Below are 14,596 nucleotides of genomic sequence, written 5' to 3' on the forward strand. Positions count from 1 at the left end.
TGCTATATAGTCAACCGAGCAAGTGCTTGGTTGGCTATCATCGGATCACAAAGGAGCGCGTCCCATGCCCGTCGCTTTTCGTTTGCCGTTGCAGGTCTTCTTTGAACGTGAAGCGCGGCATCCGCGCAAACCCTTCCTGGTGCAGCCCGTCGGCGGCGGCGAGGTGCAGACCCTGACCTGGGGCGAGGTCGGCCACCAGGCCCGTTGCGCCGCCCATTGGCTGCGCGCCAGGGAGCTGCCCCAGGGTTCGCACATTGCCCTGATCTCGAAAAACTGCGCGCACTGGATCATTGCCGACCTGGCCATCTGGATGGCCGGGCATGTCTCGGTGCCGCTCTATCCCAACCTCACTGCCGATTCCATCGCCCATGTGCTGAAGCACTCCGAGGCGGTGCTGGTATTGATCGGCAAGCTCGATGACTGGCCCGCCATGGCGCCCGGGGTTCCAGCCGACGTGCCAACCATCAGCCTGCCGCTGTGCCCGGCGGGCGACTTTGATTTCAGGTGGGCCGACCTGCAAGCCTACTCACCGATCCCGGATGAGCCGCTACCTGCCGCTTCGGACCTGGCCACCATCATCTACACCTCCGGCACCACCGGTCTGCCCAAAGGCGTGATGCACAGCTTCGATGCCTTGGGCTTTGCCGCCACGCGAGGCACCGAATTGTTCGGCCTGGGGGAGGGTGACCGGCTGCTGTCATACCTGCCCTTGTGCCATGTGGCGGAACGGATGTTTGTGGAGATGGCTGCGATCTATACCGGGCAAACCGTGTATTTCGCCGAAAGCCTCGAGACTTTTCTGACAGACCTGCGTCGGGCGCGGCCGACGGCGCTGTTCGGGGTGCCGCGTATCTGGACCAAATTCCAGATGGGCGTCTACAGCAAGATCCCGGCAACGCGCCTGGACCGCCTGTTGCGGCTGCCCTTCATCGGCAAGCGCGTGGGCCGCAAGGTGCTCGCCGGTCTGGGCCTGGACGCGGTACGCATTGCGCTGTCCGGCGCGGCGCCGGTGCCTGAAGCCTTGCTGCGCTGGTATCAGCGTCTGGGGCTGGATGTGCTGGAGGTGTATGGCATGACCGAGAGTTGCGGCTATTCCCATGTGTGTCGTCCCGGCCAGCAGGTGATCGGCTGGATCGGCCTGCCGTGTCCGGGCGTTGAAGTGCGGATCGACCCGCAGGGCGAAGTGCAGGTGCGCAGTGGCGCGACCATGCTCGGCTACTTCAAGGACCCGGAAAAAACCGCCGAAGCCCTCACCCCCGACGGCTTCCTGCGCACCGGCGACAAGGGCGAGCAGGACGCCGAGGGCCGGCTGCGCCTGACCGGTCGCCTCAAGGAAATCTTCAAGACCAGCAAGGGCAAGTACGTGGCCCCGGCGCCGATTGAAAACCGCCTGGCCGAACATGCGCGGATCGAACAGGTGTGTGTGGTCGGCGACGGCCTGCCCGCGCCGATGGGCCTGTGCGTGCTGTCGGTGGTGGGGCCGGCGGATGTGCGCCAGGCTTTGCACAGCAGCCTTGAGCGCTGGCTGGAACAGGTCAACGCGGCGCTGGACAAGCATGAGCGCCTGCGTCAATTGGTGGTGGTGAAAGACAGTTGGGCGGTGGAGAACGGCTTTCTGACGCCGACCTTGAAGATCAAGCGCAACGTGATCGAATCGACCTATGGCCCACTGTTTCAGGCGTGGAGCGAGCGCACCGAAGTCATTCTGTGGCAGGATTAGGGCCATCATAAAACCAATAGGACAACGGTATGAGCCTGTGGCGCACCCAACCCGATATCGAGCAACTCAATGCCCAGCAGAAAAACACCATCGGTGAGCTGCTGGATATTCGCTTCGAAAGTTTCGACGAAGAGTCCCTGACCGCCAGCATGGTCGTCGATCACCGTACCCATCAGCCCTACGGCCTGCTGCACGGCGGCGCGTCGGTAGTCCTGGCCGAAAGCGTTGGCTCAGTGGCGGCCTACCTGTGCATCGATACGAGTAAGTTCTATTGCGTCGGCCTGGAGGTCAACGCCAACCACTTGCGCGGGGTGCGCAGCGGGCGGGTGACGGCGGTGGCCAAGGCGATTCATATCGGCCGCACCACCCAAGTGTGGGACATCCGCCTGACCAATGATGATGGCAAGTCCAGCTGCGTCTCGCGCCTGACCATGGCTGTGGTGCCCCTGGGCGAGAACCCGCCGGCGCGATAGGCGTGGCGTGAGTGTCATCATTCCTGGCGGTTACGGTCATTGCTGTAACGGCCGGGCGTGGTGACAATCAGTGTCTGTTTTTATAGATGGAACCGGTATGTCGCAGCACGTGTTTTTTGCCCACGCCAATGGCTTCCCTTCGGCCACCTACGGCAAGCTGTTTGCCGGCCTGGCCCCGGAATATGCAGTCGCGCACCTGCCGCAGCACGGCCACGACCCGAGGTTTCCGGTGGACGATAACTGGCAGAACCTGGTGGACGAACTGATCCACCATCTGGAGCAGCAGCCCGAGCCGGTGTGGGGCGTGGGCCATTCCCTCGGCGGTGTATTGCATTTGCATGCGGCCATGCGTTGCCCGCAGTTGTATCGCGGCGTGGTGATGCTCGACTCACCGGTGCTGACCCGGGCCGACCGCTGGGTGATTCGCGCCGCCAAGCGCTTTGGTTTTATCGACCGCCTCACCCCGGCCGGGCGCACCCTGGGCCGCCGTGAAGAGTTCGCCGACCTGGACGCCGCGCGCAGTTACTTCGCCGGCAAGACCCTGTTTCGCAGCTTCGACCCGGAATGCTTCGACGCTTACCTGCAACATGGCCTGCATCAGGTCGGTGATCGCTTGCGCCTGCGCTTCGACCCGGCCACTGAGATCAGCATCTACCGGGGCGTGCCCCACACCAGTCCAGGCCAGGTACGCCAGTTGAAAGTGCCGCTGGCGGTGGTGCGCGGACGTCAGAGCCGGGTGGTGATGCGCCACCACGCCAGCGGCGTCGGTCGCCTGCCCATGGGGGAAATGCTCACCATGCCCGGTGGGCACATGTTTCCCCTCGAACGCCCCCAGGACACCGCGACCTTGCTCAAGCAGCTGTTCGCCCGCTGGGAAGCTCGTGAGCGCAGTTGCGCATGAGTACGCCGGTCGAAGAAGTGCGCCTGAGCCTGCCGCATATCGAATTGGCCGCGCATCTGTTCGGTCCCGAAGACGGTCTGCCGGTGATCGCCCTGCATGGCTGGCTGGATAACGCCAACAGCTTCGCGCGGTTGGCGCCGAAACTGCGGGGGATGCGTATCGTCGCCCTCGACATGGCCGGCCACGGGCATTCGGCGCATCGTCCGACGGGGGCCGGTTATGCCTTGTGGGATTACGCCTACGATGTGCTGCACGTCGCTGAACAACTGGGCTGGAAACGTTTTGCATTACTTGGCCACTCCCTCGGCGCCATTGTCTCCCTGGTATTGGCCGGTGCCTTGCCGGAGCGAGTGACGCACCTCGGTTTGATCGACGGTGTGATCCCGCCGACCGCCACCGGCGAGAACGCCGCCGAGCGGCTGGGCATGGCGTTGCAGGCGCAATTGAACCTGCAGGGCAAGCGCAAGCCGGTCTACAGCAGCCTTGATCGCGCCGTCGAAGCGCGGATGAAAGGGCTGGTGGCGGTCAGCCGCGAAGCCGCTGAACTGCTGGCCCTGCGCGGTTTGATGCCAGTGCCGGGCGGTTACACCTGGCGCACGGACAGCCGCTTGACCCTGGCATCGCCGATGCGTCTGACCGACGAACAAGCCATGGCTTTCGTGCGCCGCGTAGGTTGCCCTACACAACTGGTGGTCGCCGCTGATGGCATGCTGGCGAGACATCCCGAGTTGCTTTCCCAGCTACCCTTTACGGTGACGACCCTGCCCGGTGGCCATCATTTGCACTTGAATGACGAGGCTGGCGCGGTCCTTGTTGCAGACTGTTTCAATCGGTTCTTCTCTGCGCCTTGACTTGGCGCGGTCAACTGCCGAGGCTGGGCGGATTGAAAGGGAGTCAACCATGAACGATCTCAACACCGATCTTGAAACTGCTGCGACCTCCGATGGCCAGGGCTCAACTATCCGATGAGCGTGCGTAAAGGCTGTATCCGTGTTCTGGGGCTGTGTGTGTTCAGCCCGTTGGTGTTCGCCGCCGATGTGCCGGGTAGCCAGGACTTGCCCGCCGTGGCCCGCGAGGTTGACGCGCAAATTGTCGACTACCGCCCCGCCGAAGCAAAAGAGCGCATTTACCCCATGGGCGCGATCCGCAAGATCAGCGGCCAGTTGCGCTACGAGGCCCAGGCCACCGCACGTGGCCAGGTCACCGCCATCACCTATGAACTGCCCGCCGAGCACACATCCAGCGCTGCGTTCACCGCCACGCGTGAAGCGTTGCAGCAGCAGGGCGCGCAACTGTTGTTCTGGTGCCAGGCCCGCGACTGCGGTGAAAGCAGCCTGTGGGCCAATGAAGTGTTCGGTAACGCCAAGCTGGTCGGCGCCGATGGCCAGCAGGAATACCTGCTGCTGCGTCTGGCCGCCCCGCAGGACAATTCCCTGGTGGCGTTGTACGGCATCACCCGCGGTAATCGACGGGCTTACCTGCATGTCGAACAGATTGATGCCAGCGCACCGCTCGGGGAGCTGCTGCCGACCTCCGCCACCCTGTTGCGCGAACTCAGAAGCACCGGCGAGCTGGACTTTCCGGCATTGGGCGCGGACCCGGATGCCACCTGGTTGACCCTGATTTCCCGCGGGTTGAACCTCGACACCACCCTGCGTGTCAGCTTGACCGGACCCCATGCCGAAGCGTGGCGCCAGGCCCTGGTTGACAAGGGGGTGCGGGCCGCACGCCTGGAAACCGGCACTGAGCCAGCCAAAGGCCTGCACCTGCATCTGATACGCTGACCGTAACAGGGCGAACGGACCCGCGCCGTTCGCCTAAACTAGCTGCCTACAGCCTTATCCTAGAGAAAATCCATGCTCAATAACGATCGCCTGCTGGTGCAAATCCTGCTGCTGGTGCTGTTTGGTGCCAGCTTCTGGGTGATGGCGCCGTTCTGGTCGGCGCTGTTCTGGGGCGCGGTGCTGGCGTTTGCCAGTTGGCCGCTGATGGTGTTGCTGACCCGCTGGCTGGGCGGCCGAGAATCCCTGGCCGCCGGCATTCTGACCTTGGGCTGGATGCTGCTGGTGGCGGTGCCGCTGGTATGGCTGGGGTTCAACCTCGCGGACCATGTGCGCGATGCTGTGGCGTTGATCAAGGATATTCAGGTCGACGGTTTTCCTGCGGCGCCGGCCTGGTTGGGGTCGATTCCTTTTGTCGGAGAACGGCTGGTGGCGATGTGGGGGAGCATCGACGAGCAGGGCGCGGCGCTGATGGTCAGCCTCAAGCCGTACCTGGGGCAGATGGGTAATTGGCTGCTGGCGCGCAGCGCGCAGATCGGCGGTGGCATCCTGGAGTTGACCCTCAGCCTGGTGTTCGTGTTCTTTTTCTACCGTGACGGACCGCGCCTGGCACTGTTCGTACACCGCTTGCTGGAGCGCTTGATCGGCGAACGTGCCGGTTACTACATCGAGCTGGTGGCCGGCACCGTGCAACGGGTGGTCAATGGCGTGATCGGTACGGCGGCCGCGCAGGCCGTGCTGGCGTTGATCGGCTTCCTGATCGCCGGTGTGCCGGGCGCGCTGGTGCTGGGTATGGTCACGTTCCTGCTCAGCCTGATCCCCATGGGGCCGCCGCTGGTGTGGATTCCGGCCACGGCCTGGCTGGCGTGGAAGGGCGATTACAGCCACGCGGTGTTCCTCGGCGTGTGGGGCACGTTCATCATCAGCGGCGTGGACAACGTGCTCAAGCCGTACCTGATCAGCCGTGGCGGCAACCTGCCGCTGGTGATCGTGCTGCTCGGGGTGTTCGGCGGCTTGATCGCATTTGGTTTCATCGGCCTGTTTATCGGCCCGACCTTGCTCGCAGTGGCATACAGCCTGCTGATGGATTGGAGTGCGACCCAGGCCCAGGGCCGCCGCGAAGACAACATTCTGTAGCTGATGGGCGAAGGCCGGTGTGGGAGCGAGCAAGCCCGCTCCCACAGTGACCGGTGTTGGCCTTCTAGGCGCGGGGCAACCACATCACGGCGGTCAACCCGCCGCCTGGGGTTTCCTCCAGGCTCAAGCGCCCGCCCAGGCGCTCGACCGCGTCCTTGGCGATGGTCATGCCCAGGCCCACGCCGCCGGAGTTGCGGTTGCGCGAGCCTTCCAGCCGATAGAACGGCTCGAACACCGCCTCACGCTTGTCGGCGGCAATCCCGGGACCGTGGTCGATCACACGGATGACCAGGGCCTCGCGGCCGTCTTCCAGCTCCACGCGGGCGGCGCCGGCGTAGCGCAAGGCGTTGTCGATCAGGTTATTGAGGCACGAGCGCAACGCCATCGGTTGTACCTGCAACGGCGCACTGGTGCCGGCACATTGCACATCGGCACCTTGGTCCTGGGCGTTCTCACTGATCGACTCCACCAGCGCCTGCACATCCAGCCAGTGCCGGCTTTCGCTGGTGCGTTGTTCGTGCAGGTAGCTCAAGGTGGCGTCGAGCATACCGATCATGTCGTTCAGGTCCTGGCGCATCTGGCCTTGCAGCTTGGTGTCTTCGATCTGCTCCAGGCGCAGCTTCAGGCGCGACAGCGGAGTGCGCAGGTCATGGGAGACCGCGCCGAGCATGCGCGCGCGCTGGCCGACTTGTTCGCGAATGCGTTTTTGCATCAGGTTGAAGGTCGACGCGGCCTGCTTTGCTTCACGGGGGCCGGATTCGTCGAGAGGCGGGCTGTCGAGGTCAAGGCTCAAGCGCTCGGCGGCCTCGCTCAGGCGCTGGATCGGCCGGCTCAACAATTTGGCGCCATACCAGGCGGCGATGATCAGCGAGAAAAACTGAAACGTCAGGGGCACCACCGGCCCGCCAAACCATGGGCGAGGACGTTTCTGCAGAGGTCTCAGCGTGCCGTCCGGTTGCTCGACGAAGGTGTCTTTGGTCGGCGGCGGAGGCGGGTCGTAGTGGTGGAACCAGAAAAACGCCAACGCATGGGCCAGTACAATCGCCACTAGCAACACACCGAACAGCCGCCCGAACAGCGTGTTGAAGGCATTGCGCATCAGCCGATATCCCGTGCGTCGAACAGATAGCCTTCACCGCGCACGGTCTTGATCAACTGCGGTGCTTTCGGGTCATCGCCCAGTTTTTGGCGCAGCCGCGAGACCAGCAGATCAATGCTGCGATCGAAGGCCTCGATGGAACGACCACGGGCAGCATCCAGCAACTGCTCGCGGCTCAATACCCGGCGCGGCCGCTCGATAAACACCCACAGCAGGCGGAACTCGGCGTTGGACAGCGGCACTACCAGGCCGTCGTCGGCCACCAGTTGGCGCAACACGCTGTTGAGCCGCCAGTTATCGAAGCGGATATTGGCGCGCTGCTCGGTGCGGTCGTCACGCACCCGGCGCAGGATAGTCTGGATGCGCGCCACCAATTCACGCGGCTCGAACGGCTTGGACATGTAGTCGTCGGCGCCCAGTTCCAGGCCGATGATGCGGTCGGTGGGCTCGCAGCGGGCGGTGAGCATCAGGATCGGGATGTCCGACTCGGCGCGCAGCCAGCGGCACAGCGTCAGGCCGTCTTCGCCCGGCAGCATCAGGTCGAGCACCACCACATCAAAGGTTTCGGCTTGCATCGCCACGCGCATCGCGGCGCCGTCGGTGACGCCGGTGGCGAGAATATTGAAGCGTGCCAGGTAGTCGATCAGCAGTTCGCGGATCGGCACATCGTCGTCGACAATCAGCGCGCGGGTGTTCCAGCGCTTTTCATCGGCGCTCACCGCGCCTTTTTGCTCGTCGTTCAGCGGGACGGAAGGGGTATGCATAGTGCGATCATCTGCCTGGTGGTGGCGGTCAGCATAGGCGCCCAGCCACATGGCTGGAAGTGCTGGTCGTTGGGTCGTGCGGGCGAGGCTAGCGGTAGGGCGTGTTGAGGGCATGTCGTGAATGTATCTGTTTTGATACAAATGCCCGAAATGTCCGCTTGGGCGCGCTTGGTCAGTATTTACCGATCATCGGATCCCGCAACGGCGTCGCTTGCGCTACAATCCGCGCCGATTTCGACTTGCCTGAGAGCCCATTCCAATGTCCGTCTGCCAGACTCCTATCATCGTCGCCCTGGATTACCCCACCCGTGACGCCGCACTGAAGCTGGCTGACCAGTTGGACCCGAAGCTGTGCCGGGTCAAGGTCGGCAAGGAACTGTTCACCAGTTGCGCCGCTGACATCGTCGGCACCCTGCGTGACAAAGGCTTCGAGGTGTTCCTCGACCTGAAATTCCACGACATCCCCAACACCACCGCGATGGCGGTCAAGGCCGCCGCCGAGATGGGCGTGTGGATGGTTAACGTACACTGCTCCGGCGGCCTGCGCATGATGACCGCCTGCCGTGAAGTGCTGGAACAGCGCAGCGGCCCTAAACCCTTGCTGATCGGTGTGACCGTGCTGACCAGTATGGAACGCGAGGACCTGGCAGCGATCGGCCTGGATATCGAACCTCAGGAGCAAGTGCTGCGCCTGGCGGCCCTGGCGCAGAAAGCCGGCCTCGACGGCCTGGTCTGCTCGGCGCTGGAAGCCCGGGCCCTCAAGACCGCCCACCCGTCGCTGCAATTGGTCACCCCGGGGATTCGTCCGGCGGGCAGCGCCCAGGATGACCAGCGCCGTATCCTCACGCCGCGTCAGGCGCTGGACGCGGGCTCGGACTACTTGGTGATCGGTCGCCCGATCAGCCAGGCGGCCGATCCAGCCAAAGCGTTGGCCGCAGTTGTCGCCGAGATCGCCTGATCGATCACCGATCAATAATGTGGGAGGGGGCTTGCTCCCACATTTACATCTGCTGTGTATCAGCTGACTTTCAGCACCAGCTTGCCGAAGTTCTCCCCGTTGAACAGTTTCATCAACGTCTCCGGGAACGTCTCCAGCCCCTCCACGATATCTTCCTTGCTCTTGAGCTTGCCCTGCGCCATCCAGCCGGCCATTTCCTGCCCGGCGGCGGCAAAGTTCGCCGCGTGATCCATCACCACGAAGCCTTCCATGCGTGCGCGATTGACCAGCAATGACAGGTAGTTGGCCGGGCCTTTTACGGCTTCCTTGTTGTTGTACTGGCTGATCGCGCCGCAGATCACCACGCGGGCTTTCAACGCCAGGCGGCTGAGCACTGCGTCGAGAATGTCGCCGCCGACGTTATCAAAATACACATCCACGCCCTTAGGGCACTCGCGCTTGAGCGCGGCCGGCAGGTCTTCGTGCTTGTAATCGATGGCGGCGTCGAAGCCCAGCTCATCGACCAGGAACTTGCACTTGTCGGCGCCACCGGCAATGCCCACCACACGGCAGCCTTTGATCTTGGCGATCTGTCCGGCAATGCTGCCCACCGCCCCCGCTGCGCCGGAGATCACCACAGTTTCACCGGCTTTCGGTGCGCCGGTGTCGAGCAGCGCGAAATAGGCGGTCATGCCGGTCATGCCCAGCGCCGACAGGTAGCGCGGCAGGGGCGCAAGCGTGGGGTCGACCTTGTAGAAACCCCGCGGCTCGCCGAGGAAGTAATCCTGCACCCCAAGGGCGCCGTTCACGTAGTCCCCGACCGCGAATTTCGGGGTGTTCGAGGCGATCACTTTGCCCACGCCCAGCGCCCGCATCACTTCGCCGATGCCGACCGGCGGAATGTAGGATTTGCCCTCATTCATCCAGCCGCGCATCGCAGGGTCGAGGGACAGGTATTCGTTGCGCACCAGCACCTGGCCGTCTTGTGGGGTGCCCAGCGGCACTTCCTGGTAGGTGAAGGTCTCCCGCGTGGCCGCGCCGACCGGGCGTTTGGCAAGCAGGAACTGACGGTTGGTCTGGGCAGTCATGGCAAGGACTCTTGAGAAATGAAGCCTGATTGATAGACCCATACTGGCTTGCGGGCAAGGTCGGCGGAGGGCTGCGAATGCTCGTCGATAGGCCTCGATGATAGTGGCGCGGCCGGTATTATCATTGTGATTCATGCAGCGCTAACCGGCCTTCTGATAGTGCTGACGCGCCCGTCCCGGAGTTGGCTAGACTCGCGCCACGGCTATTTCTCCCATAGGACATCCCCCATGAGCATGACGTTTTCCGGCCAGGTCGCCCTGGTCACCGGCGCCGCCGCCGGTATTGGCCGCGCCACCGCGCTGGCGTTTGCTGCCGAAGGCTTGAAGGTAGTGGTTGCCGACCTCGACGTGGCGGGCGGCGAAGGCACTGTCGCGCTGATCCGCGAGGCCGGTGGCGAAGCGCAGTTCGTGCGCTGCAACGTCACGCAGGAAGCCGACGTGCAGCAATTGATGGCGCAGACCATTGCCGCATATGGCCGCCTGGACTACGCCTTTAACAACGCCGGGATCGAGATCGAGAAAGGCAAGCTGGCGGACGGCACCCTCGATGAGTTCGACGCCATCATGGGCGTCAACGTCAAGGGCGTGTGGTTGTGCATGAAATACCAATTACCGTTGCTGCTGGCCCAGGGCGGCGGAGCGATCGTCAACACCGCGTCGGTGGCGGGGCTGGGCGCCGCGCCAAAGATGAGCATCTACGCGGCGTCCAAACACGCCGTGATCGGCTTGACCAAATCGGCGGCCATCGAATACGCGAAAAAGAAAATCCGCGTCAACGCGGTATGCCCGGCAGTGATCGATACCGACATGTTCCGCCGTGCCTATGAAGCTGACCCGCGCAAAGCTGAATTTGCCGCCGCCATGCACCCGGTTGGGCGCATTGGCAAGGTCGAGGAAATCGCCAGTGCCGTGTTGTACCTGTGCAGCGACGGTGCGGCCTTCACCACCGGCCAGGCCCTGGCGGTGGACGGCGGCGCCACCGCGATCTAGGACTCCAAGCCGCACCGCTCTCGAAAAAGTTTGAGGTGCTGTGGGGCGTTTCCATAGCTGGCAAAACGCCGTGATCCAATGTGTATCAGGAGGTAAATAAGTCAATAAAATCAATACTTTAGTAACTGTTGACGACCTGTTTTGGCGGGCTTCTGTGCTTAACTGTTTTGGGTTGAATAACAGATAGTTAAGTGAGTGGGTCATGGATTTAGGGATCGATCGACAAGCCCTTGTACCGGTGGTGCAGCAAATCGTCAGCGCGGTGGCGGAATGGATTCGCAAGAGCGGGGTCAGCCCCGGCACACGATTGCCGTCCATCCGCCAACTGGCCCTCGACAACCTGCTCAGCCAGTCCAGTGTGATCGAGGCATTCGAGCGCATGGAGGCCCAAGGCCTGCTGACCTCGAAGCAGGGCTCTGGGTTTATGGTGGCGCAGCCGCCGGTGGCTCAGGAACGCCACTGGTATGAAGGCGCGGAGCGAGAGTGGGGCGCTTTTACCGACAGCCCGTTGGGCGAGTTGAAATTGGGCTGCGGCTGGTTGCCGGACGCCTGGCGCGAAAGCGATGACATCAGCTACGCGATCCGCGAAGTCAGCCGCACCGATACCGGAGGCCTGTTCAACTACAGCACGCCACTGGGGTTGCCGGCGCTGCGCGAGCAATTGCTCAAGCGCCTGACCCGAATTCACGTGGTCACCAGCCTCGACCGCATCCTCACCACCCATGGCGCCAGCCACGCTCAGGACCTGTTGATCCGCACGTTGCTCAAGGCCGGCGACACTGTGGTCGTAGAAACCCCTGGTTATGGCAACCTGTTTCGTCAGTTGGCCTTCCACGGCGTCACGCTGCTGGAAGTGCCGCGCACCCAGGGCGGCCCGGACATCCCGGCGCTGGAAGCCCTGCTGCGCCGTCATCGTCCCAAATGCCTGTTTATCAACAGCCTGTATCACAACCCCACCGGCACCAGCCTGTGTCGCAAGGTGGCCGAACGTTTGCTGGAGCTGGCGCACAGCGAAGACTTTCTGATTATCGAAGAAGATGTCTACGCCGACCTGCAACACGCCAGTTGCACGCGACTGTCGGCGCTGCCCCATGAAGATCGGGTGATCTATGTCTCGAGTTTCTCCAAGACCCTCAGCAGTGCCTTGCGCGTCGGCTACCTCAGCGCCAGTTCGCCGATCATTGCGCAATTGGTACACCTCAAGACCCTCACCGGCATCGGCACCTCGCGGTTTGCCGAAGCGGTGATGGCCACGTTGCTGGCCAACGGCACCTATCGCAAATGGGTGCAACGCCTGCGCAAACGCCTGAACACGCAAATGGCCGCGACCTTGCAGGTATTGGAGGATGAGGAATGGCAGGTGTTCGCCGTGCCCGCCGGCGGCATGTTTGTCTGGGCGCGGCCCTGCGTGGGCGACCGTTCGCGGTTGCAGGCGTATGCACGGCAACTGGGTGTGCTGATGTCACCGGGGGCGCTGTTCAGCCCAACGGGTGAACACAGCGAGTGGCAGCGCATCAATGTGGCCTATGCTGCTGATCAGCGGGCCCTGGCGTTGTTCCGCGCTGCCGGGCCTGCCAGATCGACCTCGACCATTCTGAAAACGACGCGGATGTAGCTTTTTGCCATTATTGTGGCGCCAACGACTTGTGTTCAGTGCCTCGTGGTTGCGAATCTCGCTGCTGGGAAACCGGGCTTGATGGCATCCGCCATTGCAAGAGGATTCAAGCGCATGATTTCGGCCGTGCAACGACGTTTCGCCAACCTTGGTATGGCGAAAAAACTGGGTTTGGGCTTCAGCCTGGTGCTGCTGTTGACTGCGTTGGTGGCAGCGATCGGCGTGTGGTCCCTGCAAACCGTTGGCCTGCGTTTCGAGGGCCTCAAGAGCATGTCTGCGCTCAACAGCGGGCTGCTCAAGGTGCGTTTGATCGAGCAGGACTACGCGCTGCACGCCGACCCCAAGTCCGTCGACGCCCTGCATGAACGTGTCGACGCCTTGGCTGCCCTGGCCGGCAGCCTCAAGGCCGGGTCTGCGGCCAACGTGCCGCTGATGACCGAGGTCGAGCAGGCCTTGGCCGCCTACCGCAAGGCGTTCGATGAGTTCGTCGAGCTGACCCAGACCAAGGACCTGGCGCTGGAAATGGCCAGTTGGTCGGTGTCCAGCGTGGCCAATAACCTCGATGTGTTGCAGGCCGGCCTGGCCGACGATGGCGCCTATGGCCTAAAGGAAAGCCAGGGCAAGGAGGGCGCCGAGTTTATCGAGCAGGCGGGGCAGGTCAGTCAGGTTTCACGGTTGATGCTGCAAGCCATGAACGAAGCTCATGTGCGCCTTGATCAGAGCCGCAAAGGCGAGGAAGACAGCGCCGAACAGGGCAAGATCGAACAGGCCGAGCAGGCGCTGGCCCAAGTTGAGCTACTGAAAACCTCGGTCAAGGACTCCGGTTACCAGACGGTGCTCAATGAGGTCGCCGGGCATATCGCCGCGTTCAGCGAAAAACTCGGCGAATACACCGGCCTGCTGGCCCAGGAAAAAGTGGTCTACAAACAATTGCATGATCGCGCCGACCAAGTCGTCAGCCGGGTCGACCAGGCGTATGCCGCTGAAGACCAGTCGATGCAAGCGCAACTGAAGAAAAGCGCGCTGCTGATCATCGGCTCGTCGGCCCTGGCGCTGTTGATGGGGTTGATTGCAGCGTGGGTGATTACCCGGTTGATCGTCGCGCCGCTGCGCCGTGTGATCGCGGTGGCCCAGCAGATTGCGGCCGGCGACTTGAGCGGGCGCATGGAAGTCAGCCGCCGCGATGAAATCGGCCAGTTGATGCTGGCGATGCAACAGATGGGCAGCGGTTTGAGCCAAATGGTCAGCGGGCTGCAAGCGGGTATCGAGCAATTGGCCAGTTCGGCCCATTCGCTGTCCAGCGTCACCGAGCAGACCAACATCGAGGTCAGCAGCCAGAAGGAAGAAACCGAACAGGTTGCCACGGCGATGAACCAGATGACCGCCACGGTCCATGATGTGGCGCGCAACGCCGAAGAGGCTGCACAAGCGGCGCAGACTGCCGATGACAAAGTCGACAGCGGCCAGCAGGTGGTGCGCCAGAGTTTGCAGCGCATCGAATTGCTGGCGACCTCCAGTACCCGCGCCAGTGCCAGCATCGAAAGCCTCAGCGTCGAAATCCAGAACATCGGTAGCGTGTTGAGCGTGATCAAAAGCGTGGCCGAACAGACCAACCTGCTGGCACTCAACGCGGCCATCGAGGCCGCGCGCGCCGGTGAGCAAGGCCGTGGTTTTGCAGTGGTGGCCGATGAAGTGCGGGCCCTGGCCAAGCGCACCCAGCAATCGACCGAGGAAATCGAACGCCTGGTCGGCGCCTTGCGCAGCGCGGCGCAATCGTCGGTGCAGCAGATCCAGCAGAGCGGCGAGTTGGTGAAGCTGGCCGTCAGTGATGCGCTGGAAACCGAAAGCGCCCTGGGCAGCATTGCGGCCGCGGTGTCATTGATCCAACAAATGAATCAGCAGATTGCGGCGGCGGCCGAGCAGCAGAGTTCGGTGGCCGAAGAAATCAACCGCAGCGTCACCAGCATTCGGGCGAGTGCCGATCAATCGGCGTTGAGCATGCAAGGCAATGCCGCGTCGAGTATTGAACTGGCGCAGTTGGGCACGGAACTCAAGGGCATGGTGGGGCACTTCCGCCTTTGATCGCCGCTG

Annotated in this window: 13 protein-coding genes; 10 read left to right on the plus strand and 3 right to left on the minus strand. The window is 63.0% G+C overall.

The features are described from left to right. Positions 1-64: 64 nt before the first annotated feature. The 6 genes from P3S72_RS10405 to P3S72_RS10430 all read left to right on the plus strand — a co-directional run bounded on the left by P3S72_RS10405 (position 65) and on the right by P3S72_RS10430 (position 6,012). Entirely contained in the window at positions 65-1,720 is a 1,656-nt protein-coding gene (locus tag P3S72_RS10405) for an AMP-binding protein (protein WP_276197251.1), read from the plus strand. A gap of 29 nt (positions 1,721-1,749) precedes the next feature. Continuing rightward, positions 1,750-2,193, plus strand: coding sequence for a hotdog fold thioesterase (locus P3S72_RS10410; protein ID WP_247408308.1), 444 nt, complete (start codon positions 1,750-1,752; stop codon positions 2,191-2,193). Between the two features lie 97 nt (positions 2,194-2,290). After that, positions 2,291-3,094, plus strand: coding sequence for an alpha/beta hydrolase (locus P3S72_RS10415; protein ID WP_276197252.1), 804 nt, complete (start codon positions 2,291-2,293; stop codon positions 3,092-3,094). Then, entirely contained in the window at positions 3,091-3,945 is an 855-nt protein-coding gene (locus tag P3S72_RS10420; protein ID WP_276197253.1) for an alpha/beta fold hydrolase, read from the plus strand. The genes P3S72_RS10415 and P3S72_RS10420 overlap by 4 nt, the downstream gene beginning before the upstream one ends. 114 nt (positions 3,946-4,059) lie before the next feature. After that, positions 4,060-4,878, plus strand: coding sequence for a DUF4892 domain-containing protein (locus tag P3S72_RS10425; protein WP_276197254.1), 819 nt, complete (start codon positions 4,060-4,062; stop codon positions 4,876-4,878). A 72-nt stretch (positions 4,879-4,950) separates the two neighbouring features. Then, a complete protein-coding gene (locus P3S72_RS10430) occupies positions 4,951-6,012 on the plus strand; it encodes an AI-2E family transporter (RefSeq protein ID WP_276197255.1) in 1,062 nt (353 codons plus the stop codon). Between the two features lie 64 nt (positions 6,013-6,076). Here the strand turns inward: P3S72_RS10430 and P3S72_RS10435 are convergent, their stop codons facing one another. Together P3S72_RS10435 and P3S72_RS10440 are read right to left on the minus strand one after the other, a co-directional pair. Beyond that, positions 6,077-7,111, minus strand: coding sequence for an ATP-binding protein (locus P3S72_RS10435; protein WP_276197256.1), 1,035 nt, complete (start codon positions 7,109-7,111; stop codon positions 6,077-6,079). After that, positions 7,111-7,875: a response regulator transcription factor gene (locus P3S72_RS10440; RefSeq protein WP_276197257.1), complete on the minus strand. Its 765-nt coding sequence runs from the start codon at positions 7,873-7,875 to the stop codon at positions 7,111-7,113. The genes P3S72_RS10435 and P3S72_RS10440 overlap by 1 nt, the downstream gene beginning before the upstream one ends. A 259-nt stretch (positions 7,876-8,134) precedes the next feature. Here P3S72_RS10440 and pyrF point away from each other — a divergent pair, with 259 nt between their 5' ends. Continuing rightward, positions 8,135-8,833, plus strand: coding sequence for an orotidine-5'-phosphate decarboxylase (gene pyrF / locus P3S72_RS10445; RefSeq protein WP_253394462.1), 699 nt, complete (start codon positions 8,135-8,137; stop codon positions 8,831-8,833). A gap of 59 nt (positions 8,834-8,892) precedes the next feature. Here the strand turns inward: pyrF and P3S72_RS10450 are convergent, their stop codons facing one another. Next, the gene (locus P3S72_RS10450) at positions 8,893-9,900 is read right to left on the minus strand and encodes an NADP-dependent oxidoreductase (RefSeq protein ID WP_276197258.1); all 1,008 of its coding nucleotides are present in this window, start codon (positions 9,898-9,900) and stop codon (positions 8,893-8,895) included. 228 nt (positions 9,901-10,128) lie between these two features. Between P3S72_RS10450 and P3S72_RS10455 the strand changes: the two genes are divergently transcribed. The 3 genes from P3S72_RS10455 (at position 10,129) to P3S72_RS10465 (ending at position 14,587) form a co-directional block, all read left to right on the plus strand. Beyond that, positions 10,129-10,890, plus strand: coding sequence for an SDR family oxidoreductase (locus tag P3S72_RS10455; RefSeq protein ID WP_276197259.1), 762 nt, complete (start codon positions 10,129-10,131; stop codon positions 10,888-10,890). A gap of 202 nt (positions 10,891-11,092) precedes the next feature. Continuing rightward, positions 11,093-12,505, plus strand: a complete 1,413-nt coding sequence (locus P3S72_RS10460; protein WP_276197260.1) for a PLP-dependent aminotransferase family protein — start codon at positions 11,093-11,095, stop codon at positions 12,503-12,505. A gap of 114 nt (positions 12,506-12,619) precedes the next feature. Beyond that, a complete protein-coding gene (locus tag P3S72_RS10465; protein ID WP_276197261.1) occupies positions 12,620-14,587 on the plus strand; it encodes a methyl-accepting chemotaxis protein in 1,968 nt (655 codons plus the stop codon). The last annotated feature ends 9 nt before the right edge of the window (positions 14,588-14,596 follow it).

The organism is Pseudomonas sp. D3, from assembly GCF_029320995.1.
Classification (GTDB): Bacteria; Pseudomonadota; Gammaproteobacteria; order Pseudomonadales; family Pseudomonadaceae; genus Aquipseudomonas; species Aquipseudomonas paraveronii.

What these genes read in the sequence shown, in the direction of transcription:
- P3S72_RS10455 (WP_276197259.1), top strand. Translation starts at nt 10,129, where the DNA reads ATGAGCATGACGTTTTCCGGCCAGGTCGCCCTGGTCACCGGCGCCGCC.
- P3S72_RS10405 (WP_276197251.1), top strand. Translation starts at nt 65, where the DNA reads ATGCCCGTCGCTTTTCGTTTGCCGTTGCAGGTCTTCTTTGAACGTGAA.
- P3S72_RS10465 (WP_276197261.1), top strand. Translation starts at nt 12,620, where the DNA reads ATGATTTCGGCCGTGCAACGACGTTTCGCCAACCTTGGTATGGCGAAA.
- P3S72_RS10435 (WP_276197256.1), bottom strand. Translation starts at nt 7,111, where the DNA reads ATGCGCAATGCCTTCAACACGCTGTTCGGGCGGCTGTTCGGTGTGTTG.
- P3S72_RS10425 (WP_276197254.1), top strand. Translation starts at nt 4,060, where the DNA reads ATGAGCGTGCGTAAAGGCTGTATCCGTGTTCTGGGGCTGTGTGTGTTC.
- P3S72_RS10415 (WP_276197252.1), top strand. Translation starts at nt 2,291, where the DNA reads ATGTCGCAGCACGTGTTTTTTGCCCACGCCAATGGCTTCCCTTCGGCC.
- P3S72_RS10440 (WP_276197257.1), bottom strand. Translation starts at nt 7,875, where the DNA reads ATGCATACCCCTTCCGTCCCGCTGAACGACGAGCAAAAAGGCGCGGTG.
- P3S72_RS10420 (WP_276197253.1), top strand. Translation starts at nt 3,091, where the DNA reads ATGAGTACGCCGGTCGAAGAAGTGCGCCTGAGCCTGCCGCATATCGAA.
- P3S72_RS10450 (WP_276197258.1), bottom strand. Translation starts at nt 9,900, where the DNA reads ATGACTGCCCAGACCAACCGTCAGTTCCTGCTTGCCAAACGCCCGGTC.
- P3S72_RS10410 (WP_247408308.1), top strand. Translation starts at nt 1,750, where the DNA reads ATGAGCCTGTGGCGCACCCAACCCGATATCGAGCAACTCAATGCCCAG.
- P3S72_RS10460 (WP_276197260.1), top strand. Translation starts at nt 11,093, where the DNA reads ATGGATTTAGGGATCGATCGACAAGCCCTTGTACCGGTGGTGCAGCAA.
- pyrF (WP_253394462.1), top strand. Translation starts at nt 8,135, where the DNA reads ATGTCCGTCTGCCAGACTCCTATCATCGTCGCCCTGGATTACCCCACC.
- P3S72_RS10430 (WP_276197255.1), top strand. Translation starts at nt 4,951, where the DNA reads ATGCTCAATAACGATCGCCTGCTGGTGCAAATCCTGCTGCTGGTGCTG.